The organism is Pontibacillus salicampi (assembly GCF_042434395.1).
GTDB classification, from domain to species: Bacteria; Bacillota; Bacilli; order Bacillales; family BH030062; genus Pontibacillus; species Pontibacillus salicampi.
In genome coordinates this window covers 77,356-98,035 of the sequence record NZ_JBHLTP010000013.1, presented here as the reverse complement: position 1 = coordinate 98,035, position 20,680 = coordinate 77,356, and the positions used below count along the sequence as shown (strand labels likewise).

Genomic DNA, 20,680 nt, shown 5'->3' with positions numbered 1-20,680 from the left:
TGTTTAAGGAAGGTTGTCATGTATTTGTAAATGTTCAGCAAGGTATATGTAATATAAATACTTTATAGAGTCTCTTAGAATATATAGGGATGACAAATTCCAACCATACTATTCACCAGATACAATAGGAAACAGAAAATGGATGCATGCGCATCCATATTATCCCAAAAACAAGCTGTTCCATCGATATGTAGATAGGCTCATATTATACGAATTCAAATGAGATGCTTTTTCACTGTATGGAACCTATTGAGAGAATGAGCAAGGAATGTTAGTAAGCACAAGCGGCCTCCCCATTATCCGTAGTCTACCTTATCAAGACTTCTCCTTCATTCCATAGCGATAAAAAAAGAGCATAAACCCCTACTGAATTTACACTCTTTCTTGCTTTTTTAAACCTATTTTTTTATTTGGCAGGAAAGGACATATGCTTACTTAATGCTTCAACAGCTTGCAGGCCTGGGTTTTTACTGCCAAGTGGGAATCGTTCAGATGGTCCATAGCCACCGTGAAAATCAGAACCTCCCGTTTGAATTAATCCATACGTTTTTGCATACTGTTTGGTCTTTGCTTCTAGACCTTCATCATGATCAGGATGGTACACCTCGATCCCTTTCAGTCCATGTTTGGTCCACTCTTCTACCGCTTCATAGTTATCAAACTGAGCAGGGTGAGCCAAGACCGCAATACCACCAATATCGTTAATAGTCCGTATTGCATCAATAGCATCTAAATAATCAATAGGAGTATAGGCTAGCCCCTCCTCCGTCTCAGCTGTTCCTTTCGCAAATAACGTCTTGTATAGCGGTCCATAAATACGATCCGTATAGCCTTTGTCCATTAAAGCATGCATAATGTGCTGCTTATATACACTCGTCGAATGCTTAGCATAAGCCTGCACCTCTTCCCAAGAAACATCGTAGCCTGCCTTGGCTATTTTCTGAACCATTTCATAGGAGGCGAAATGGCGCTTCTTTACCATAGGATTGCAAAGATGATAGAGTTCCTCGTTATCTGCGGATACGTGGTAGCCTAGTATATGAGCTCGTTTATCCCTTTTATAGTCATATGCAGATATCTCAATACCAGCGATAATGGTTACTCCCGCTTCTATTCCAATCTGTTCTGCTTCCGCAAGTCCAGCAGTAGTGTCATGGTCAGTAATAGCAAGATGTGTTATTCCGTTCTCTTTAGCGTGGTAAATAACCTCGCTAATCGACATGGTGTTGTCAGATGTGCTTGTGTGGCAATGTAAATCAATCATATATGTTCACTCCAATCTCCCGATCACTAGTTACCTTTATGGATTATCCCATCATAGACAGTTGAGATTGATAGACGATATTTCCATTTACAATCGTTTGACGTACAGCTGGGTACGTATCGTTTAAATCTATAAGTAAGACATCAGCTTGTTTCCCTACTTCAATACTTCCTCGGTCAGATGCAATACCAAGTGATTCTGCTGGATAAGTGCTGACCATCTTCATTGCCTCCGGTAAAGGGATTCCTTGACGATGAACCTCTATCACTGCTGGGAAAAGGGCCGAAGGATGATAATCTGAACAGATCATGTTTGCATTCCCTGCTATAATAGCGTCTATCGCTCTCATATTACCGCTGTGGGAGAAGCCCCTCACAATATTTGGTGCACCAACACTCACAAACAATCCTTGGTCCTTGGCATGTTTGGCTGCTTCCATAGTAATGGGGAATTCACTAATATTTACCGGGAAGTCCTTTAGCATATAATCGATTTTTTCCACGGTATCATCATCGTGGGAAGCGAGGCTTATCCCTTTTGCATATGCTTCCTGAGCGACTTGCTTAAGCTCATCCCAGTCCACTTTTTGTTTGAGCTTTAGTACCTCCTCGGTCATCCGCTGAGCTTCTTCTTCTGTAATGTTATAAAATGCTTTAGTAAAATGGTGAAAGCTGTCCATTGATTTGAATTGCCCTTGCCCAGGAGAATGATCCATAAATGATAATAAATCCATTTTCTTTTCATCAATAAATGCCTGGATAGTTGGCAGCGCTCTTCTATTGGTTACTTCATATCGAAGGTGGATCCGATGGCGTACCATGGAAGGAGAGCTTCTTCTGTGCTCATCAATATTGTTCATGAGTTTAATAGACTGCTCGTCCCCTCGAATCCCTGAACCGTCTGATAAAGAAATAGAATGATAGATTGTCGTAATGCCGTTTCCTGCTAGCTTTCTTTCCATTTCCTTCATCGCCATATCAAGGGGGAAGAATGTATTGGGTCTAGGCTCCATTTCCTTCTCGATTGCATCACAATGTGTTTCAATCATGCCTGGAGTCACATGCATTCCCTCTGCATCAATCGTGTGATCTGCTTGAAAATACGCTGGTACTTCTCCGATAAAGGCAATCCGTCCATTTTCGATTGCAAGGCTACCTTCTACTATCGTATTTGGAGTAACGATTTTTCCGTTTGTAATAAGTAATGAACCCATTATGCCTCTACCCCTTCTTCCATCATTCCTTGTTTCATGTTGTATTGCTGATCAATTACGGATTCCATAAATTCTAGATCATGAAAAATGCCAAGCATGCTCGTTCCTTCCTCTTTCAGCTGGACAATCATATCCTTTACAGACTCTTTCGTTGCAGCATCCAAGGAGGCAGTCGGTTCATCCAATAGGAGTAGCTTTGGCTTCTTAACCATGGCCTGAGCGAGATTTAAGCGCAGCTTTTCCCCTCCACTGAATGTTTGCGGATAGGCATCCCATAACGACTGGGATAGCTGGAAGTGAGTAAGCATTTTTTTCGCTTCTTCCTTTGCTTCTTCTCTTGTATAGTGCATTTCCACTAATGCTTTCTGTACTACTTCAATGGCAGTTACTCTTGGCATAACTTTTAAGAACTGGGATACATAACCGATTTCGTGACGGCGAATAGCAAGAATTTCCCGTTCGGATGCAGTGGCCAAGTCAACTTCCCCAAACTGGTCAGATTGATAGATCAAGCTTCCAGCGGTCGGTAAATATGTGCGGTACACACTTCTTAGTATGGTAGATTTGCCTGCACCACTTTTTCCTGTAATACCAATAAACTCTCCTTGGTTCAGTGTGAATGAAACACCACTGCAGCCTTGAATAGTCTTATCAAAATGATGCATATAAAATGATTTCTCCAGATTCTGTATCTTCAGTAGCTCTGGCATATAGCGTCCCTCCTTAACCATTCTTCTTTCCATACCGTTCCACGAAACGTTCTACATCATTAAGCTGATCAAATCGCTCCTCCAGTGTTGATCGGTCCCAATCCCACCAGGAGATCTCTTCTAGTTGCTGAGCTATATCTTTTGAAAAACGGCGTTTGATAGGCTTCGCAGGAACACCTGCCACAATCATATAGGGCTCTACATCCTTGGTAACGACTGCCCCTGAACCAATGACCGCTCCATTACCGACTGTCACTCCAGGCATTACAATTGCGTTATGCCCAATCCACACATCATGACCGATCGTAACGGAATCCTCCTTCCTCCAATCAAAAATGGAAGCATCATCGGTTGCCGCAAACTGGTACTGCCTTCTCCGATAGGTCATATGATGCTGGGTAACACGCCACATCGGGTGATTTGACGGGTTAATACGAACATGAGAAGCAATGGAGCAAAACTTTCCAACAGTAGCGTATATGATATTAGCATCGCCATCAGTATAGGTATAATCCATAATAGTAGATTCCTGTATAAGAGAATGACTTCCGATAGAAACCCATTCTCCGAGCTCACTATGTGTGACTACACTTGTCTCATCGATGTATGGTTCGCTGCTTAGAATACGTTCTTCCTTCTTTGTTGACATAATGACCCTTCCTTCTTCCATAGTCGTCTTGCTGCAACCTGTCCGTTACAGGAGAGAATGAACGAGCAACTGAGTGTATGGGTGCTGTGGGTCTTCTAATATTTGATCCGTCAGACCTTGTTCCACTACCTTCCCCTGCTTCATCACCATTGTTCGATCTGCAAGCATGCGAATGACCCCTAAATCGTGGGATACGACAACCATTGCCACCTGTAGCTCTCGTTGAATACTCCGAATTAAATCCAATACTTTAGCTTGGACGGATAAATCTAGCCCTGTAGTCACTTCATCCAATAAAAGAAGAGGCGGGTTATTAGCCAAAGCTTTAGAAATTTGAACACGCTGCTGCATGCCTCCACTAAACCTACGGGGGAGCTCATCCATTCTCGAAACGGGAATTTCTACCTTTTCCAGTAATTCAGCAGACCGCTCCCGAATATTTCCAACATGAAAATGACCTGCTGCAATTAGCTTCTCGGCTACATTTCCACTACTGGAATAATCCATTTTCAGGCCAAGATGCGGGTTTTGATACACCATCCCCATCACATAGTTACGAATATACCGCTGCTGTTGAGCAGACTCTGTAAAAATATTCGCCATTCCCTGCTTATAATTTGCGATTGTCGCGCTGCCAGAGGTAACTTGCTGGTCAAAATACAGACTCTTCACCATTGTACTTTTTCCAGAGCCGCTTTCTCCTACGACGCCTAAAATCTCGCCCTTATCCAAATCGAAGCTAACATTAGAGCACGCCAGAACACTTCCGCATCTTGGGCAATAGTTCTCCTCTAGCTCCTCTTTCTCACAAAAAGTGCATCCATCCCCAAACCGTTTCGTTAAATTACGAACCTGTAATACAGGAGACGAGGCAGAACCCTTAGTTTGCTCTTGTGTTAAAGTAGATCCCAATGATGCTTGTATCATGACTTCTCCTCCTCCCTTTTCATCTGAATTTTGTTGCAATAGCCGGTATCTGAACACTGAAAGTATTTCTCTCCGCTGTTACTGTCATATATTTCATCCAAGAAGGTATCATCGCTGCCGCACAATCGGCAGGAGGCCCCGTTAAATTCTTCTGCTTCAAAGCGATAATCCTCAAACTGAAGCGGTGTCACGTCTGTATAAGGTGGAATCGCATATATTTTCTTCTCTCTCCCTGCCCCAAATAAATACAGACCCTCTGCTTGATGAAGCTTGGTTACGTCATAGCGGGGAATCGGACTTGGATTGAAAATATAACGATGGTGTACCATACAAGGATAATCAGCTCCAATTGTAATCTCACCCCAACGAACAATGTCCTCGTATAGACGCACCCATATGCTGCTGTACTCCATTTCTCCATGAAGACGCTCCGTTTCCGTTTCACGAGCTTCCACACGCCGAAGAGGCTCTGGCTCAGGGACTTGCAGCACCAATATTTGATCGGACCGAAGTGATTCTTCCGGAATTCGGTGTCTCGTCTGCATAACAGATGCCTCTGCTGCATCCTCCGTTGTTTCAATGCCACTGCTCGTTTCAGCCAGTTTGCGGATACTTACTGCATTCACACTATCATCATGACCCTGGTCAATTACCTTAAGCACATCCTCTTTACCAAGAAGCGACAACGTCAGCTGTAAGCCTCCTGTTCCCCATCCTCGTCCAATCGGTAATTCTCTTGAAGCAAAAGGCACCTGATAACCAGGAATGGAAATACCCTTCAGAATGGATCGGCGAATTTCTCTTTTGGACCCTTCGTCAAGAAAGGCAAAATTGTATTCTTCCATTGTAAAGTCAAGTTGTTTTGGCATTAGTTTCTGCTCCTTCCTCAGCTTTTCGTTTGTGCTGCGCCTGACGAATACGATCGAGCTTGGACTGGAATGTAATATAATGTGGCAGCTTTAAGTGTGATACGAACCCATAGGACTCCACACTGTCAATATGCGTTAATACGAATTCTTCATCATGGGCAGGAGCGTCCCCTGTTGTTTCAAGGCTTCGATCCAGTACAGACATGGCTATGCCTTTTACTTCATTCTGACCAAGTGTCAACCCATAACCGATAGCAAATTGGACGTCATCGTCATCCTCGTTGTTTGCAAAGGAGTTAATGGATTCTACTTCTGTCATCATGACTTCCCCTATATAAATACTATCCTCCTCATCGTCACCAAAAGGATATGGAATATGTGCTTCCGTGTATCCAACTCGTAGCTCTCCTACAGTCGGATGTATGACACCAAATCCTCGCATACTACTATAGGCTAGAGATGTCATCGCCCCTGTTTCTCCTCTAGCGAGTGTTTGTAATCTTGCAGAGCGAGAGGTTGGGAAGGTCAGTTTCTTGCGGGTTATATCATAAGGGATTTCCTCTTCCATATTATCCTTCGTGTTGGCTACGAGCCCTTGCTCTCTAAGTAAATCGACTACTTTAGGGAAGGTTATCTGTACGTTATCCCCCTCCTCTATCAGTCCATAGTCGGTCACAAATTGGCTTAGAGCCTCTTCATCTTCCTTTCTAAGACCAAACTGTAACAAACGATGTGTGTAATCATTGGTCGGGCCAAGCATCTGTCCACCGGGAATGTCCTTAAAAGAAGCTGATATTCTACGAATTACTCGCATAGATGCCGTATCCATCGGCTTGGAGTAAAAATGACGCGGTAGTGTTGATCGATAGGCTCGTAGAAGAAATGTCGCTTCTAGAGGGTCCCCTTCTGCTTGCTTTAAAGCGATTGCTGCATACTCAGGAGCATATAATCCACCTTCCCCCATAATACGATCAATGAGCAGTCGCATTTGCTTCTCAATCATATGTGGATCTAGTAGTGTAGTGATATCATTGGTTCGATAGTATTTAGATAATTGGTCAGCTTGTTCTATTGCTTCCTGACCACCCGTTACTGCAACATAACCCATTCCTCTTCACCCTCTTTCTATTTTTGTTGTTCTTGGAAGTGCTACGAGTTCTCCCTGTTCCGATACAAGACACACATCAATTCCTAGTGGGTATTCCTGTACCGCTTCATTGCGAGCATCTATCCACTCTTCGTCTAGTCCGTTTACTACTATGGAAGTAGAATCTTTAATACCTGGCCCTGAAAGTATAAACTTGTCCGCATCTGCTCCGTCCTTAAAGTCCTTTACCTGAATAAACAGAGTGGCACTCTGGTGAGGCTGATAAAGAGTTCCGCGCTTCAGATGTTTCATGAACGAAGCAATCCTTGAAGATTCTAATATGGAAACAAATACATAATCAGCTTCTGATTCCTCCATTGCTTGGCTGAATGTGTGCCAATGTATATATTCTTGTATTCTCTTTACATTCTCTGCCTGTACATGGAAGGTTACTTCCTGATCCAGTAATGTAAGAGCCAGCCCTATCATGGGCTTGGAAAAGGTTACTGAGGGAGACAGTCCCTCCACATAAGATGTGAGCTCAGCAATAGTGCCTGGGCGGCTAGTTGCCTCGACTAATTCTCTAAAAATATGCTGGGTATCATGTACACTATCAAAGCCTGCTTTAGTCATCTTGGTCATCATAATCCTCCATTGTATCGAAGTTAACTTTCGTTCTAGCTGCCATGGCCGCTTCTTGGTGATGACGACTGTAAATCGCTTTTTCTTCCAATAACAATGCTTCTGTAAATGGAGTAGTTTCTGGCAAAGCTGCATTGTATGCCGCATCAATAACGGCTATATGATACGCCTTCTCTGGTTGTTCTCCCATAATTACACCAAGACCCATGCTTCCTTCTACGGTCACATTACATTCTGTAACTAGTGCTTCTCCCGCATAAAAGGATTGATTAGAAACAGAATCCAAATTTTTGAGCATAACGAGACTTTTTTGAGGGGGCTTATCCAACGACACCTCATAGGATTGTTCTATCTTGTCCGCTAGAGAGGCAGCTAGCTCCTCAGACCCTTCTACCAATATTTTAGTTAATTGCTTTTTCTTCATTATTCATAACCTCCTATCACTCCACTTGAGCTTAGTTTGATATTTATAATTCGGATGTTACCTGACATAAATCGCCGCGATACTTAGCCTTTGTGTACTCCATTCGTCCTGCAATTTCATCCTTCACAATGCTCTCGATTTGAAGGAGTGGCGTACTTGGGGAAATTTGCAAGTATGTTGCCTCATTGACAGTAGGTACAACGGCTTGAAAGGTAGAATTAATTCGTTTTGGACGAACATGATAATGCTTTTTCAAAATATCGTACAAGGAGACAAAGCTTGTCATGTACTGTGGCAGCCCTTCGAACATTTTCGCTGGCAGCCACGTTTCATTCCAAGCGAGCGGTGTATCGTCTGCAAATCGAAGAATTTCAAAGCGATATACCTCATCATTTTGAGTTACATGTAACGCTTCCTGCACTTTTTCAGAGGGAAGGCGTTTCTCCTGAGATATAATCATGGCAGATGGCTTCAAGCCTCCGTTTTCAATCATTGTAGAGAAGCGTGTAAAGGGTGTGATAGTGTAGCAAAGGTCAAGCGGTCGTTCATTGACGAAATATCCCACCCCTTTTCTAGAACGAACTAAGCCAATGTTAACGAGTCGATCCATTGCCTGCCTAATCGTATATCGATTTGTATAAAAACGATGACACATCGAGGCTTCTGACGGCAGACGCTTGCCATCGCTATATACCCCTCGTTCGATCTCCCTTTGAATTTCATCTGCAATAAACATTGCCATGGAGATATTCTTATGCTGTGAAGTCATCCCCACACCTCCCATTCGAGCTATCTCTTCTTACATTTTCAACTGTACGTTGTCGACATGTAGCACAAATTAAGGAGTGTTATATAAAGATTAAGATCATGTAAAGCTGTTGATGGAAAATATTAATGTGTAAGAAAAAAACCCTTATGAGCTTTGTCATAAAAGGGTTTATCACTTGTTGACTTCCTTAACAAATGGCTTTAATTGCCCTTTAGCCCAGACTTAAAACGAATAGCCGCCACTTCAAGCAGAACTGCAAATGCCAGAATATAATATGTAATGGCTCCAATTTCATTTAAGTCAAAATAGAAAGAACTAGCCATAAACATGTCATATCCAATACCTCCTGCCCCTGCCGCTGCTCCCATTGCAACAGCTACAGAGAAGTTCAGCTCAAACCGCATAAACGTCCAAGAGACAAGATAGGTCAATGTAGATGGAAGCACAGCTTGCACGACAATTTGTCCCCATTTCGCTCCGCTCGCTCGAAGAGCTTCTATCACTCCATGGTCTATCTCCTCAAACGATTCAGAATACGCCTTAATTAAATATCCAGCCGAATGAAATGTCATGCCGATAACAGCAGCTACACTGCCCAGCCCTGCAGATACAGCAAAAATCAATACCCACAACACTGTCGGGACAGCCCGGATAAAGGCTACTACTGACTTAATACAATTGGACACTCTGCGATTTGATAAATTTTCAGCTGAGAGTAAACCGAAAAACAGAGCAATGACAGCACCAAATAGAGTGGTTAAAAATGCTAGTCCCATCGTTATCAGAACAGCATATAACCCTCCTGAAAACGAGAAATGATGCAGCTCTGGCTGCAGAAACAACGTTCGGAAATTTTCTAGTGTTTTCCAAATACCATTCAGTAGATCTATACTTTGGTAATCAATCGTCGCAAAGCTCACAACCGTCAGCACCGCTAATACGAAGAGAGTAATTCGTAATACTACAGTGGACTTGGAAAGCGGCCTCACTTTAATATGGTTGGATCGGTTATACTGTAAATTCGTACTTGCTTTTACGGTTTTCGCATCCATTACAGCACCACCCTTCGTACATAATTCGATGCATATTCTAGAGCCAGGATGACGACAACGATAGAGATAACGACAAGACTGGCTGTATTGTAATCCAAGCTTTTATAATACAAATCAAATTCAAAGCCGATGCCCGTACCCGTCAAAATGCCCACCAGTGTCGCACTTCGGATGTTCATCTCTACCATAAATAGAATCCAGCTCATCATTTGGGGAGTACTAGATGGCAGGATGGCTTGAATGATAATAGCAGGATAGCTTGCCCCTGTTGCTCGCAGCGCTTCAATGGAGCTTGCCCCTACCTCATCCAGTGTCTCGATGAAGGCTCTCGTCAAGAAACCAAAAGAAACAAAGAACAAAGCGAAATAGCCAGTAAGCGCACTTTGACCAAAGGAGAATAATAAAATCAGCGCCCACGCTGCCACATCTATGTTACGGAATACAGTAGCAGTCCCACGACTAACGACACTTAACACATTATTCACTTTGGTTACTTTAGAACCGAACAGAGAAAAGAACAACGCAAACACTGCTGCAATAGTAGTAGCCGCTACAGAGGTTAATACTGTTCTTCCGAGCTGCATCAGGATTCCAGGTAGGTTCTCAAAGGAAGATGCTGTCGGGTAAAAGCTGGTAATCCCCCACACGAATGCCTTCGGAATGGATACAAATCCTTCCACTACATTATATTGGGTAATCACCATCGCCCCGTATGTAAATGCCAATAGCACAATCAGCATGACAACGGATTGTATTCGTTTCTTCTCCATAGCATTAACCTGCATCCCGACCACCTAGCTTCACTAAAAGATCATTTGCTTCCGAGCCATAAATGGTTCGAATAGTACCTTCTGTTATGTCACTAGGCGGACCATTAAACACCACTTGCCCGCCACTTACTCCAATAACCCTGTCGGAATACCGAAGCGCAATATCTACCTGGTGTAAATTAACTAAAGCGGTAATCCCCATCGAACGGGAAATGGAATGAAGGTGATCCATAATTTTTTTGGAGGCATTAGGGTCAAGAGAAGCAATTGGCTCATCACACAACAGCATTCGCGGCTCTTGAATTAATGCTCTGGCAATTCCAACACGCTGCTTTTGTCCCCCAGAAAGCTGGTCACATCTTTTGTAAATTTGTTCTCCTAATCCGAGCATTTCCAACAGCTCAATCGCTCGGCGTTTCTCCTCTTCCTGATAGAAGCCAAACATACCAGCTAATGTAGATTTATAGCCCAGACGTCCATGCAGTACATTTTCCATTACTGTTAAGCGCTCCACTAAGTTGTAATGCTGAAAAATCATCCCAATTTTCGTTCGTAGCTGACGCAATTCCTTTTTGTTCATTCCTTGTACATCCTTTTGATCAAACTGGATGGCACCGTTTGTAGTAGAGACCATTTGATTGATACACCGAAGGAGAGTTGATTTACCTGCACCAGACGGACCAATGACAGATACAAACTCTCCTTCTTGCACAGAGAAGCTAACATCAGATAACGCCAGCGTTTCGTTACCATATTGCTTAGATATTTGGTTTACCTGTAACAAAGCAGTCATAATGAACCCCTTTATAGATGAATTCTAGTTCCCTGACAGTAGCAGGGAACTAGTTTTTGAATGAATACTTATTTAGATAGCTCGCGAATAGGGTCAAACCAGGAATCTTCTACTTGAATAAACCGTTCTTTAGCTGATTTGTAGAATAACGCATTGTCTTGACTGTCCTCTGGAACGAAAATATTCTCGTTATTCGCTGTTTCATCGGACGTGAACGCTTTTACTAATTGCTGTTGCGTTTCCTCATTGAGACTTTCCGTGTTCATGGCAAATGGTGCATTTAGTACTGGAGTGGAATTAATGAGAGTGAAGCGCTCGCCTGCTAGATTACTGAAAGGCTCAGCTGCATCCTTCGTCACTTCATACGTAGCTCCAGCCTTGTTATGCTCACCATCTACATTCTCAACATAGTTTGCTACGCAGACGTCACAAAATGCTGCTATTTCTGCCTTGCCTGTTAGAAGGTTTACTGCGGAGCCCTGGTGAGAGCCGCCAAATTGAACTTGACTAAAGAAATCTCCACCCTTTAATAAATCTTCCTGCGCTAGGTCACTATATTTCTCCTGCTCACTAAAGTGAGAAACGATTCCTGCAGAAGGTACTTTAAAACCAGATGTGGAGCTATTGGACACAAAGGAGAACTTTTTACCTGCGATATTGTCGATAGAGTACTCGCCAGCTTGTTGATAAGCCTCTTCGTTACCGTTCTTAACAGCCAGCCAGCTATAATACTTTGCATCATCCAGCGTACCGGATTCCCCACTGGACACAGCAATTGGCTGAACATTTTCATTTTTGTTATTTGCTTCAATGTATCCTTGAGCTCCCATGTATGCTACGTCAGCATTTCCATTAGCAATTGCTTCGATAGCAATGATGTAATCGGTCGTTGTTTTGTGCTCTACTTCCTTACCCGTAGCTTCCTCGATCATTTGGCCAATTCCTTCCCGAGCCGCCTTCAAATCACCACCGGATTCGTTTGGATACCATGCAATCGTAATCTTATTATCGCTAGAGCCTGAACCAGAATCAGCACTGTCTCCACCTTCTGATTCGGCAGAAGCACATCCGGCCACTACCATTAGTACCAGTGCAAATACAGGAAATAGTAATCGTTTCATTTCGTTCAATCCCCCATCATTCGTTTTTGTAGTAACCCAACACGAGAAAAACCATATACCGTTCTTTCGCTTGGACAATTCCAACTATAAGTATTAAACATCAACGGATTATTAAGAAAAGGTATTTAAATTGTAAGGAAATATTAAAATGTTGTAAGTTCCACAACATTCACTTCCAATTTGTCGAATGCAACAAAAAAATATGTGCGAAAAATGTAGAACAAAACAAAGAAAAACCCCCATTCTATGAGGGTTTTGTCATTAGGATGTTTTTTTGGACGCTGTTTTTCCGGTTTCCTTGCCGCTTGTTTTCTTTTGGGATGATTTCTTTTGTGATGTGGTTTTCTTTTTGGTTGTTGTTTTTTTCGTTTTGGTTTTCTCTAGAGATTTTTCCAGCGCCTCCATTAAATCGGTCACATTGTCTGGGGTCGGCTGCGGCTTGGCGGTAGTTACCTCCTCATCATTCTTCTTCGCCTCGATAAGATCTAGTAAGGATTCACGGTACTCATCCTTATATTTTTGCGCGTCAAACTCAGCAGTCAATTGATCAACGAGCGTTTTGGCGGTAGATAGCTCTTTTTCCCCTAATTCCGCTTCTTCTGGCACATTAGGAACCTCTGCCACATCCCTTACCTCATCCGGAAAATGAATCGTTTCCATTAACAATGTATTCTCATACACTCTCATAATGGCAAGCTGCTCCTTGGATCGAATGATGATTTTAGCCACACCAATTTTCCCTGTATCCTGAAGCGTCCTCCTTAACAAGGCATATGCTTTTGTACCACCTTCGTTAGGGGAAATAAAATAGCTTCTTTCAAAATAGATAGGGTCAATTTCCTCCAGCTTCACAAAGTCCATTATTTCTACAGCCTTGTCCTCGTTTTCTTTTTTCAGATTTTCGAGGTCTTCCTTATCTAGTACTACAAATTTATTTTTGGCGTATTCATAGGCTTTAACAATTTCCTCATTATCCACATCCTTATCACATACTGGGCAAGTACGTTCATATTTCAACGGTGTTTTACATTCCTGATGCAGATTGCGAAGCTTTATATCTTTATTTTCCGTCGCCGCATGAAGCTTCACAGGAATGTTAACTAGCCCAAAACTGATAGTCCCCTTCCACATTGTATGCATAAGCATTGCCTCCTTTTTGGAATAGCTTTCGCATCTCCTCTTCCTTTTATGAACATTTTCTCGATGAACTAGCGCAAGCTAACAAACAGGAGGTGTGAAATGTTGCAAAAACCAATGCTCCCTACACTAAGCGAGGACGTACCTACAGGAGAGGAATGGAGTTATGAAGTAAAATACGATGGGTTTCGAACACTGCTTCATTGGACGGAGGAAGGTATCACTTTATGGAGCAGAAACGGTAAACCATTGCACGATCGGTTTCCTGAAATCGTGAAGAGCTTATCAGAATGGACGGAAACAATTTCCTCGTTTCTTCCCTTACAGATAGACGGTGAAATCGTTATAAAGAACACACCATATCAAGCTAATTTTCCACTGCTGCAAATGCGTAATCGGATGAGGAATACAACGTCCATTCAAACTGCTGCAAGGCATAGACCATCCTTACTAATGTGCTTTGATATAACGGAAATAAAAGGGGCCTCTATAACAAAAGAGCCTCTCTCTAAACGGAGGTCCACATTAAGTGATGTGTTGGAAAGCCTATCCTGCCCTCGTCTTGAACTAATCCAATCCTTCCCCACCTACAAAGAAGCATCGGAGCTTGTGTTTCTTCACTTAGGGGAAGGAGTTGTCGCTAAACGGGTTACTAGTCCTTATGCACCTGGAGAAAGGTCAGCGGATTGGATTAAAATCAAGCATTGGCGTACAGTTTCTGGATTTTTACAGCAATATGATACCGACAATGGCTACTATCATATCGGCGTGTATAATGGTGACGCCATAACGAAGCTAGGCTCCTTTAAGCACGGATTATCACGTGCTCAACAGCAAACATTGCGTCAATTCGTTACCGAAAAAGGAATCAGGAAAAACGGAATATATAACATCCCCCCAGCAGTGTGTCTGGACGTCCATTGCTTACACGCTCAAAAGGACGATCTGCGTGAACCTATGTTTAACGCCTTTCGTTTCGACTTGTCCCCAGAGGAATGCACAATGGAGAAGGTACAATGGGATTTATCACTTTATCCACATGTGGATACATCAAACGAGAAGAAATGGTTGTGGAAATCTGCGGCTTTTACCAAGCAGAACCTACTTATATACTTACGACTCGTTGCCCCTTACATGCTTCCTTATTTAAGGGATAAACGGCTGACGGTCATCCGTTATCCTGACGGCGTGGACGAGGATTCCTTTTATCAAAAACACTTACCTGATTATGCTCCAGATTTTATTCAGAGTGTAGAAGACGGAGAAGAAGTCTTTATGGTATGCCAAAACCTCCACACATTGCTGTGGCTCGGAAATCAGGCGGCCTTGGAATATCACATACCGTTTAACAAGGAGCAGTTCACTACCCCGGATGAAATTGTGTTTGATTTGGATCCCCCTGACCGCGAGTCATTTTCCTTAGCCATACGAGCGGCAAAGCTATTGAAGCTTGTATTGGATGAGCTTCAGATTAAGGTGTTTATTAAAGCATCAGGAAACAAAGGGATGCAGCTTCACATTCCGATTCCAGAGGGCTCATTATCGTATGAAGAAACGAGAAGCTTCACAGAACAGCTCGCTCGACTATTAGTAAAACAAGAACCTGAGCTATTTACGATGGAACGGCTGAAGAAGAACAGGGGTAGACGCTTATACATTGATTACATTCAGCATGCAGAGGGAAAAACCATTATCTGCCCTTTCTCCCCTAGAGCAACCGCAGAGGGAACCGTTGCCATGCCTCTTTTCTGGAATGAGGTGGATGAAGGACTTTCACCGCTTTCCTTCACCATTTGTAATGCTCTAGATCGTTTAAAGGAGCACGGGAATGCGTTCGCAGGCTATAACGAAGCAAGAACAGATATCCAGGTAAAGCATATAAAAAAGCTCATCGAACCGTAACGGCGCGATGAGCTCCCCCTTTTAATCTACCCAGCCACGAGCATACATGGCATCACCTAATCGCTGGACAGCTAAGTAATAAGCTGCATGGCGCATGGTCTTATTGTTATTTACCTCCTCTTTCATATCGTACACTTCCTGAAATGCTTGGGCCATGTCTTTGTCTAAACGAGCATTGACGACCTGCTTGGCCCAATGATCATGGGAATCATTTTGCATCCATTCAAAGGCAGAGACCATCACACCACCAGCGTTGCACAAAATATCTGGGATAACGAAGATACCATTCTCAGCCAGCACCTTATCTCCTTTCGCCGTCGTCGGACCATTTGCCGCCTCGGCAACGATAGATGCCTTGATGCTTTGTGCTGTATCCTCGGTAATTTGGTTCTCAAGAGCAGCCGGGATGAACACATCACATTCCACCTCGAAAATATCCTCAGGAGAACCATCATGATGATGGTAACCTTGTAAGGATCCTTTTTTCTCTAAATAGTTCACCATCTCCGGAATATCCAAACCGTTTTCATCATAGATGAAAGCATCCACATCCGCTACAGCTACTACAGAGACATTTTCCTCATAAAGCCTGAGAGCAGTAACCGAACCAACATTTCCAAAGCCTTGAATGGCTACTTTCGTTGTAGAGGGGTCCATCTCGAGCTTCTCCAATGCTTGCATGACATTGACGACAACTCCGCGTCCTGTAGCCTCCACACGACCTTCTGAGCCTCCGACCACGGGAGGTTTTCCGGTAATAAAACCAGGTACATTACGTCCTCTCAGTTTAAAAAACTCATCCATCATCCAGCCCATGACACGGCCGTTTGTATTGACATCAGGTGCTGGTATATCCTTTTGCGGCCCAATGACAGGCTCCATTTGCTGCACATATTGACGACTAAGCTGCTGAAGCTCTCTTCTGGATAAAGTGCCTGGGTCTACGACGACACCACCCTTTGCTCCTCCAAAGGGAAGCTTCACAATAGCTGTTTTCAGTGTCATCCACATCGATAAAGCGGTAACCTCCTCCTGGTTAACCTCGGGATGAAATCGGATGCCTCCTTTCCCAGGTCCTAATAAATCACTATGGACCGAGCGATAACCTGTAAATGTCTCAACAGTACCATCATCCCTCTCTAATGGGATTGACACTGTCATAATGTGTTTCGGATTTTTTAATATTTGATAGACAGATGGGGATATGTCTAATTCCTCTACTACCTCTTGTATTTGAGCTCGAAAACGTTCTACTGGGCTTTGATTACTCACCGAAACATGCACTCCTTCGTCTTTAAGTCTATATACCCTCTCTTCCCAAAGCGCTCATATCCAAAACCAAATTATGGTTCCTTAGACCCTATAGGAAGAGAAAACTCTCCATATAGTGTGCGGCATACGGGCAGTCTCAGGTCTAATCGTGTTATACTCGTGAGAGTCTCAAGAGCAACACCTGTAGGAACGGAGGGATAATCAATGGCATGGTCCTATGTCTTGATAGCAGGCGCATTGGAAATTATTTGGGTATTCACCATGAAGATGTCTAACGGCTTCACCAACCTTCTCCCAAGCGTCATAACGATTGTATTATTAATCATTAGCTTTTATTTTGTAGCAGTTGCTATGAAGGTGCTCCCAGTCGGCACCGCCTATGCAGTCTTTACTGGTATTGGCACTGTAGGAGCAGTTACCGTCGAATTCATTATGGAGCCAGAGCTAATCAGCTTTATGAAGATACTCTTCCTACTATTATTAATTACTGGAATTATGGGGTTAAAATATACTGATCGATCTGAAGAAACGGCTGAGGAGGTGCGTTCCTAATGGCATGGGTGATTTTAATCATAGCAGGAGTCGCAGAAGTAACAGCTGTCACATTGCTAAAGCTTTCCGACGGCTTCAAAAACAAAGGGTATCTTGCAGCAACCATTATAGCGAGTGTTGTTAATTTTTACTTACTATCCCTAGCTCTGGAATCCCTGCCTGTAGGAACGGCATACGGCATTTGGACTGGAATCGGAGCTCTAGGCAGTGTGCTCATCGGCATGATTTTCTTCCGAGAATCAAAAGAGTGGATTCGCTTGTTATTTATGTCATTTATCATTATCGGTATCGTCGGTTTGAAGATGACCACCGCTTAATAAGGGCAGCAATGCACAAGCTCTTATTCGACAAGAAATAGCTCATACACAGGAAAAATAGCTCCTAAAGCAAAAAAGGGCCCTCCTCAAAACATGAGGAAGGGCCTTTTCCATTAATCGAAGTCTATTGCCCAGTTTCCGTCACGGAAAACCGGCTCCGTAGTTCCGTCGGCTAATACACCGTCTATATCCATGTCGGCTGACCCAATCATGAAATCTTCATGCACCATGCTGTCATTGACACCGTGCTCTGCTTTTTGCGCTTCGTCGAAATCAGAACCGCCTTTAATGTTCGTAGGGTATGCTCCTCCTAGTGCCAGGTGGCAGGATGCATTCTCATCATATAGCGTATTAAAGAAAATCAAGCCAGATTGGGAGATAGGCGACTGGTGAGGTACTAGTGCTACTTCTCCTAATCGACGCGCTCCTTCATCTGTATCAAGCAGAAGCTTCAGAGTTTCTTCCCCTTGCTCTGCAGCGAAATCTACTACTTTACCGTTCTCAAACGTCAGAGTAAAGTTCTCTATTAAGTTACCCGCGTAGTTAAGCGGCTTTGTACTGGTGACTTTACCATTTACTCCGTCTTTATGAGGCATGGTGAATACTTCCTCTGTAGGCATGTTAGGATTGAATTTCTTTCCATCCTGTGTTTTCGTATCTCCCCCATGCCAAATATGTTGATCTACTAGCTCAATAGAAAGGTCGGTTCCTTCCGCCTTATAGACCAATTTCGTGTATTGCTTTTCATTTAAATATGCTCGAGCTTTGCGCAGCGTTGCGTTGTGCTCCTCCCATGCTTGAATAGGGTCTTCCTGATCCACACGCGTAATTTGGAAAATTTTATCCCACAGCTTGCTAACTGCCTCATCCTGTGAATGATCCGGATACACTTTCTTTGCCCAATTTTCAGTAGGAATGGAAACGAGAGACCACGACACTTTATCATTCATAATGTAATCGCGATACTCCTTCAACGCCTGACCATTTGCTTTATTCGCCGCAGCGATACGCTCTGGATCAATATCCTTTAGCAAATCGGGATTGGGTGCATAAACAGAAAGGATGGATGCACCATCTTTAGCGTAGCTCATTACTTCGTCCACTTTCCATTGTGGTACATTCTCTAGCACTTCCAAGGGAGCATGCTTCATTTTTAAGTAGGTTAAATCCTCATCATTCCAACGCACGTGGACATCTTTCGCTCCCGCTTCATACGCTTTTCTAGCCAAGGTCCGTACAAAGTCCGCCCCCTCGATTGGACCATTAATGATGATTGGCTGACCCTCCTGTAGGTTAACACCTGTATGTATGGCAAGGTCCGCATATTTCTCTATTTGTTGTTGAGTTGGTTTCATCCTATTTCCCCCTATAATATAAAGATTCAGAATTATCTTCTATTATTTCATAAAATTGCCTCCCTTACCAATAGTTTAGCCTGCATTGTGAAAAGCACAATAGAGCCTCCACTTTAGAGTGAGGGCTCATTGTTTTCAAACATAGCAATGGCTTGTTTACGCATTGTTTTATGGTTTACGGTCGGCTTCGGATAATCCTTCCCGATTATACAACCATACCGTTCCTGCTCTGCTTCCGTCATCTTCGAAGGCTCATGAATATACTTTTTCGGAACATGTGTAAGCTCTGGTATATACGCTTTAATAAACTCTCCATCAGGGTCAAACCGCTCTGATTGTCTTGTCGGATTAAACACTCGAAAATACGGCACTGCATCCGTCCCCGTTGAAGCTGCCCACTGCCAACCTCCAATATTAGAAGAGGGGTCATAATCAATTAAATGGTCAGCGAAATATCGCTCCCCTTTACGCCAATCTATTAAATAATCCTTAGTTAGAAAGGAAGCCACTACCATTCTCAGCCGGTTGTGCATCCAGCCTATTTCATTTATTTGCTTCATCGCAGCGTCGACAATCGGAAAGCCCGTCTCTCCCTTCTTCCACGTATCAAATAGCTCCTCATCCTCATTCCAGTCCAACCCTTGATATTTCGATTGAACCTCTTCTTTTTTAAAATTGGGATAGAGGTAATGAACCATATTATAAAAGTCTCGCCAGGCAATTTCCGACACAAAGGTCTCCAACCCTTTTGATTCTCCGTATTCGTTCTGTATTTCCATCGCTTTTTGATACACGGTTCTCGGCGATAACACTCCATTTTTTAAATAAGGAGATATCATACTGGTAGCATGCTTAGCCGGAAAGTCTCGCTCCTGCTCATACTTCTTCACCTTATGGCGGAGAAAATGGCTTAGCCGCTGAACAGCTGACCTTTCACCAATGTGGTTCCAATCCTTCTGACATTGGTTGAGCAGTTGCTGAAATTGCTCCTTACCACGTGAAAATTGGTCCGTATTATCCTGCCCGTACTGTTGCAGCTTTTGTTTATCAATGGTATATAAAGAGGGTTTATCAAAGGAGCTCCACCGCCTATAGTACGGAGTAAACACTTGATAAAATCCTCCATCTGGCTTTTTCACCTCTTCCGCCCCGTGAATATGCGCATCCACGAACCGATGAACATTCACCTCTTGTTCTTCCAGCCACACCGTTATATGATCGTCTCGCTGCCTGCCAAAGCCAACCTCGTCTAAGTTGAAGTAGACAGCTTGGATTGAAGGGATAGTAGACAAAAGATTCCTAAACGCTTGTTCTGTGTCTCCGTGAAGAAAGTGAATGGGCAGGTTAATTTCCTTGGCATCCTCTGTAAAGCTTGCCAGCGTGCTGAAAAAATAATCATGCCGAATTGTGAATGTCTCATTCAACGCCGGATGTATATGAAATACACCTATAATTGAGCGATTGTTCTGTTTTGCATCCTTTATCGCATAGTGAAGTGCTTTATGATCCTGCAACCGTAAATCCTGTCGAAACCAAACTACTACTACCTCATTCATATACAATCCCCCAGACATTCGCTCTTTCCTTCCATAGTACCCTAATCTAGCAGGAAAATGACACATTTGATGTGCTTCCCTTTTAGCAGCCAATAGAAAGGCTGATGGGAAAGCACTCATAGAAATGATAGGCTAATATGTATTATGTTAAGCGCATTCTTAAACCTATGGCTAGTGATTTTGGGACATTTTCAAAAGAGACATTATATCGAATCCTGAATTTCATGAACGCACAACAAGCTCCCCATCCTTCAAACGGATAGGGAGCTTTATCATTTAAAGCAGTTGTACCTTTCAGC

Annotated in this window: 21 protein-coding genes; 3 read left to right on the top strand and 18 right to left on the bottom strand. The window is 43.1% G+C overall.

Annotated features, from left to right (window positions below):
* Nucleotides 1–406: 406 nt before the first annotated feature.
* The 15 genes from ACFFGV_RS16120 to ku all read right to left on the bottom strand — a co-directional run bounded on the left by ACFFGV_RS16120 (nt 407) and on the right by ku (nt 13,430).
* Nucleotides 407–1,264: a PHP domain-containing protein gene (locus ACFFGV_RS16120; RefSeq protein ID WP_377349965.1), complete on the bottom strand. Its 858-nt coding sequence runs from the start codon at nt 1,262–1,264 to the stop codon at nt 407–409.
* 43 nt (nt 1,265–1,307) lie between these two features.
* Nucleotides 1,308–2,477, bottom strand: a complete 1,170-nt coding sequence (gene phnM / locus ACFFGV_RS16115; RefSeq protein ID WP_377349962.1) for a phosphonate metabolism protein PhnM — start codon at nt 2,475–2,477, stop codon at nt 1,308–1,310.
* Nucleotides 2,477–3,187: a phosphonate C-P lyase system protein PhnL gene (phnL, locus tag ACFFGV_RS16110; RefSeq protein ID WP_377349960.1), complete on the bottom strand. Its 711-nt coding sequence runs from the start codon at nt 3,185–3,187 to the stop codon at nt 2,477–2,479. The genes phnM and phnL overlap by 1 nt, the downstream gene beginning before the upstream one ends.
* Nucleotides 3,188–3,200: 13 nt before the next feature.
* Nucleotides 3,201–3,836 (bottom strand): DapH/DapD/GlmU-related protein, encoded by a 636-nt coding sequence (locus tag ACFFGV_RS16105; RefSeq protein WP_377349958.1) that lies wholly within the window; start codon nt 3,834–3,836, stop codon nt 3,201–3,203.
* Nucleotides 3,837–3,881: 45 nt separating this feature from the next.
* Nucleotides 3,882–4,763, bottom strand: coding sequence for an ATP-binding cassette domain-containing protein (locus ACFFGV_RS16100; RefSeq protein ID WP_377349955.1), 882 nt, complete (start codon nt 4,761–4,763; stop codon nt 3,882–3,884).
* A complete protein-coding gene (locus tag ACFFGV_RS16095; protein ID WP_377349952.1) occupies nt 4,760–5,632 on the bottom strand; it encodes an alpha-D-ribose 1-methylphosphonate 5-phosphate C-P-lyase PhnJ in 873 nt (290 codons plus the stop codon). The genes ACFFGV_RS16100 and ACFFGV_RS16095 overlap by 4 nt, the downstream gene beginning before the upstream one ends.
* A complete protein-coding gene (locus ACFFGV_RS16090; protein WP_377349949.1) occupies nt 5,616–6,740 on the bottom strand; it encodes a carbon-phosphorus lyase complex subunit PhnI in 1,125 nt (374 codons plus the stop codon). Before ACFFGV_RS16090 ends, ACFFGV_RS16095 begins: the two co-directional genes overlap by 17 nt.
* Before the next feature lie 6 nt (nt 6,741–6,746).
* On the bottom strand, nt 6,747–7,361 hold the full coding sequence (gene phnH / locus ACFFGV_RS16085; RefSeq protein WP_377349946.1) for a phosphonate C-P lyase system protein PhnH: 615 nt from the start codon (nt 7,359–7,361) through the stop codon (nt 6,747–6,749).
* Nucleotides 7,345–7,785, bottom strand: coding sequence for a phosphonate C-P lyase system protein PhnG (gene phnG / locus ACFFGV_RS16080; RefSeq protein ID WP_377349944.1), 441 nt, complete (start codon nt 7,783–7,785; stop codon nt 7,345–7,347). Before phnG ends, phnH begins: the two co-directional genes overlap by 17 nt.
* A 43-nt stretch (nt 7,786–7,828) precedes the next feature.
* Nucleotides 7,829–8,554: a GntR family transcriptional regulator gene (locus ACFFGV_RS16075; protein WP_377349942.1), complete on the bottom strand. Its 726-nt coding sequence runs from the start codon at nt 8,552–8,554 to the stop codon at nt 7,829–7,831.
* Nucleotides 8,555–8,754: 200 nt separating this feature from the next.
* Complete coding sequence (locus ACFFGV_RS16070) at nt 8,755–9,606, bottom strand: PhnE/PtxC family ABC transporter permease (RefSeq protein ID WP_377349940.1); 852 nt, start codon at nt 9,604–9,606, stop codon at nt 8,755–8,757.
* Complete coding sequence (locus ACFFGV_RS16065; RefSeq protein ID WP_377349938.1) at nt 9,606–10,391, bottom strand: PhnE/PtxC family ABC transporter permease; 786 nt, start codon at nt 10,389–10,391, stop codon at nt 9,606–9,608. Before ACFFGV_RS16065 ends, ACFFGV_RS16070 begins: the two co-directional genes overlap by 1 nt.
* The gene (gene phnC / locus ACFFGV_RS16060; RefSeq protein WP_377349935.1) at nt 10,381–11,169 is read right to left on the bottom strand and encodes a phosphonate ABC transporter ATP-binding protein; all 789 of its coding nucleotides are present in this window, start codon (nt 11,167–11,169) and stop codon (nt 10,381–10,383) included. Before phnC ends, ACFFGV_RS16065 begins: the two co-directional genes overlap by 11 nt.
* 68 nt (nt 11,170–11,237) lie before the next feature.
* Nucleotides 11,238–12,290 carry a phosphate/phosphite/phosphonate ABC transporter substrate-binding protein gene (gene phnD, locus ACFFGV_RS16055; protein ID WP_377349933.1) on the bottom strand — a complete coding sequence of 351 codons (1,053 nt, stop codon included), beginning with the start codon at nt 12,288–12,290 and terminating at the stop codon, nt 11,238–11,240.
* Nucleotides 12,291–12,551: 261 nt separating this feature from the next.
* Nucleotides 12,552–13,430 carry a non-homologous end joining protein Ku gene (gene ku, locus ACFFGV_RS16050; protein ID WP_377349931.1) on the bottom strand — a complete coding sequence of 293 codons (879 nt, stop codon included), beginning with the start codon at nt 13,428–13,430 and terminating at the stop codon, nt 12,552–12,554.
* A 99-nt stretch (nt 13,431–13,529) separates the two neighbouring features.
* Between ku and ligD the strand changes: the two genes are divergently transcribed.
* Nucleotides 13,530–15,329 (top strand): DNA ligase D, encoded by a 1,800-nt coding sequence (ligD, locus tag ACFFGV_RS16045; protein WP_377349929.1) that lies wholly within the window; start codon nt 13,530–13,532, stop codon nt 15,327–15,329.
* 21 nt (nt 15,330–15,350) lie between these two features.
* Here ligD and ACFFGV_RS16040 read toward each other — a convergent pair whose 3' ends face one another.
* On the bottom strand, nt 15,351–16,601 hold the full coding sequence (locus ACFFGV_RS16040) for a Glu/Leu/Phe/Val family dehydrogenase (RefSeq protein WP_377349927.1): 1,251 nt from the start codon (nt 16,599–16,601) through the stop codon (nt 15,351–15,353).
* A 204-nt stretch (nt 16,602–16,805) separates the two neighbouring features.
* On the opposite strand from ACFFGV_RS16040, the gene ACFFGV_RS16035 reads away from it, so the two are divergent.
* Both ACFFGV_RS16035 and ACFFGV_RS16030 read left to right on the top strand, forming a co-directional pair.
* A complete protein-coding gene (locus ACFFGV_RS16035) occupies nt 16,806–17,153 on the top strand; it encodes a DMT family transporter (protein ID WP_377349925.1) in 348 nt (115 codons plus the stop codon).
* Nucleotides 17,153–17,470, top strand: coding sequence for a DMT family transporter (locus ACFFGV_RS16030; RefSeq protein WP_377349923.1), 318 nt, complete (start codon nt 17,153–17,155; stop codon nt 17,468–17,470). The genes ACFFGV_RS16035 and ACFFGV_RS16030 overlap by 1 nt, the downstream gene beginning before the upstream one ends.
* 113 nt (nt 17,471–17,583) lie before the next feature.
* On the opposite strand, the gene ACFFGV_RS16025 is transcribed toward ACFFGV_RS16030, so the two are convergent.
* A complete protein-coding gene (locus ACFFGV_RS16025) occupies nt 17,584–18,825 on the bottom strand; it encodes an aminopeptidase (RefSeq protein WP_377349920.1) in 1,242 nt (413 codons plus the stop codon).
* A 113-nt stretch (nt 18,826–18,938) separates the two neighbouring features.
* The gene (locus tag ACFFGV_RS16020; protein ID WP_377349918.1) at nt 18,939–20,381 is read right to left on the bottom strand and encodes a cryptochrome/photolyase family protein; all 1,443 of its coding nucleotides are present in this window, start codon (nt 20,379–20,381) and stop codon (nt 18,939–18,941) included.
* Nucleotides 20,382–20,680: the final 299 nt, after the last annotated feature.

Bases quoted from the DNA above. Each gene is read 5' to 3' on its own strand.
- ACFFGV_RS16120 (WP_377349965.1), bottom strand. From the start codon at position 1,264: ATGATTGATTTACATTGCCACACAAGCACATCTGACAACACCATGTCG.
- phnM (WP_377349962.1), bottom strand. From the start codon at position 2,477: ATGGGTTCATTACTTATTACAAACGGAAAAATCGTTACTCCAAATACG.
- phnL (WP_377349960.1), bottom strand. From the start codon at position 3,187: ATGCCAGAGCTACTGAAGATACAGAATCTGGAGAAATCATTTTATATG.
- ACFFGV_RS16105 (WP_377349958.1), bottom strand. From the start codon at position 3,836: ATGTCAACAAAGAAGGAAGAACGTATTCTAAGCAGCGAACCATACATC.
- ACFFGV_RS16100 (WP_377349955.1), bottom strand. From the start codon at position 4,763: ATGATACAAGCATCATTGGGATCTACTTTAACACAAGAGCAAACTAAG.
- ACFFGV_RS16095 (WP_377349952.1), bottom strand. From the start codon at position 5,632: ATGCCAAAACAACTTGACTTTACAATGGAAGAATACAATTTTGCCTTT.
- ACFFGV_RS16090 (WP_377349949.1), bottom strand. From the start codon at position 6,740: ATGGGTTATGTTGCAGTAACGGGTGGTCAGGAAGCAATAGAACAAGCT.
- phnH (WP_377349946.1), bottom strand. From the start codon at position 7,361: ATGACCAAGATGACTAAAGCAGGCTTTGATAGTGTACATGATACCCAG.
- phnG (WP_377349944.1), bottom strand. From the start codon at position 7,785: ATGAAGAAAAAGCAATTAACTAAAATATTGGTAGAAGGGTCTGAGGAG.
- ACFFGV_RS16075 (WP_377349942.1), bottom strand. From the start codon at position 8,554: ATGACTTCACAGCATAAGAATATCTCCATGGCAATGTTTATTGCAGAT.
- ACFFGV_RS16070 (WP_377349940.1), bottom strand. From the start codon at position 9,606: ATGGATGCGAAAACCGTAAAAGCAAGTACGAATTTACAGTATAACCGA.
- ACFFGV_RS16065 (WP_377349938.1), bottom strand. From the start codon at position 10,391: ATGCAGGTTAATGCTATGGAGAAGAAACGAATACAATCCGTTGTCATG.
- phnC (WP_377349935.1), bottom strand. From the start codon at position 11,169: ATGACTGCTTTGTTACAGGTAAACCAAATATCTAAGCAATATGGTAAC.
- phnD (WP_377349933.1), bottom strand. From the start codon at position 12,290: ATGAAACGATTACTATTTCCTGTATTTGCACTGGTACTAATGGTAGTG.
- ku (WP_377349931.1), bottom strand. From the start codon at position 13,430: ATGCATACAATGTGGAAGGGGACTATCAGTTTTGGGCTAGTTAACATT.
- ligD (WP_377349929.1), top strand. From the start codon at position 13,530: ATGTTGCAAAAACCAATGCTCCCTACACTAAGCGAGGACGTACCTACA.
- ACFFGV_RS16035 (WP_377349925.1), top strand. From the start codon at position 16,806: ATGGCATGGTCCTATGTCTTGATAGCAGGCGCATTGGAAATTATTTGG.
- ACFFGV_RS16030 (WP_377349923.1), top strand. From the start codon at position 17,153: ATGGCATGGGTGATTTTAATCATAGCAGGAGTCGCAGAAGTAACAGCT.
- ACFFGV_RS16025 (WP_377349920.1), bottom strand. From the start codon at position 18,825: ATGAAACCAACTCAACAACAAATAGAGAAATATGCGGACCTTGCCATA.
- ACFFGV_RS16020 (WP_377349918.1), bottom strand. From the start codon at position 20,381: ATGAATGAGGTAGTAGTAGTTTGGTTTCGACAGGATTTACGGTTGCAG.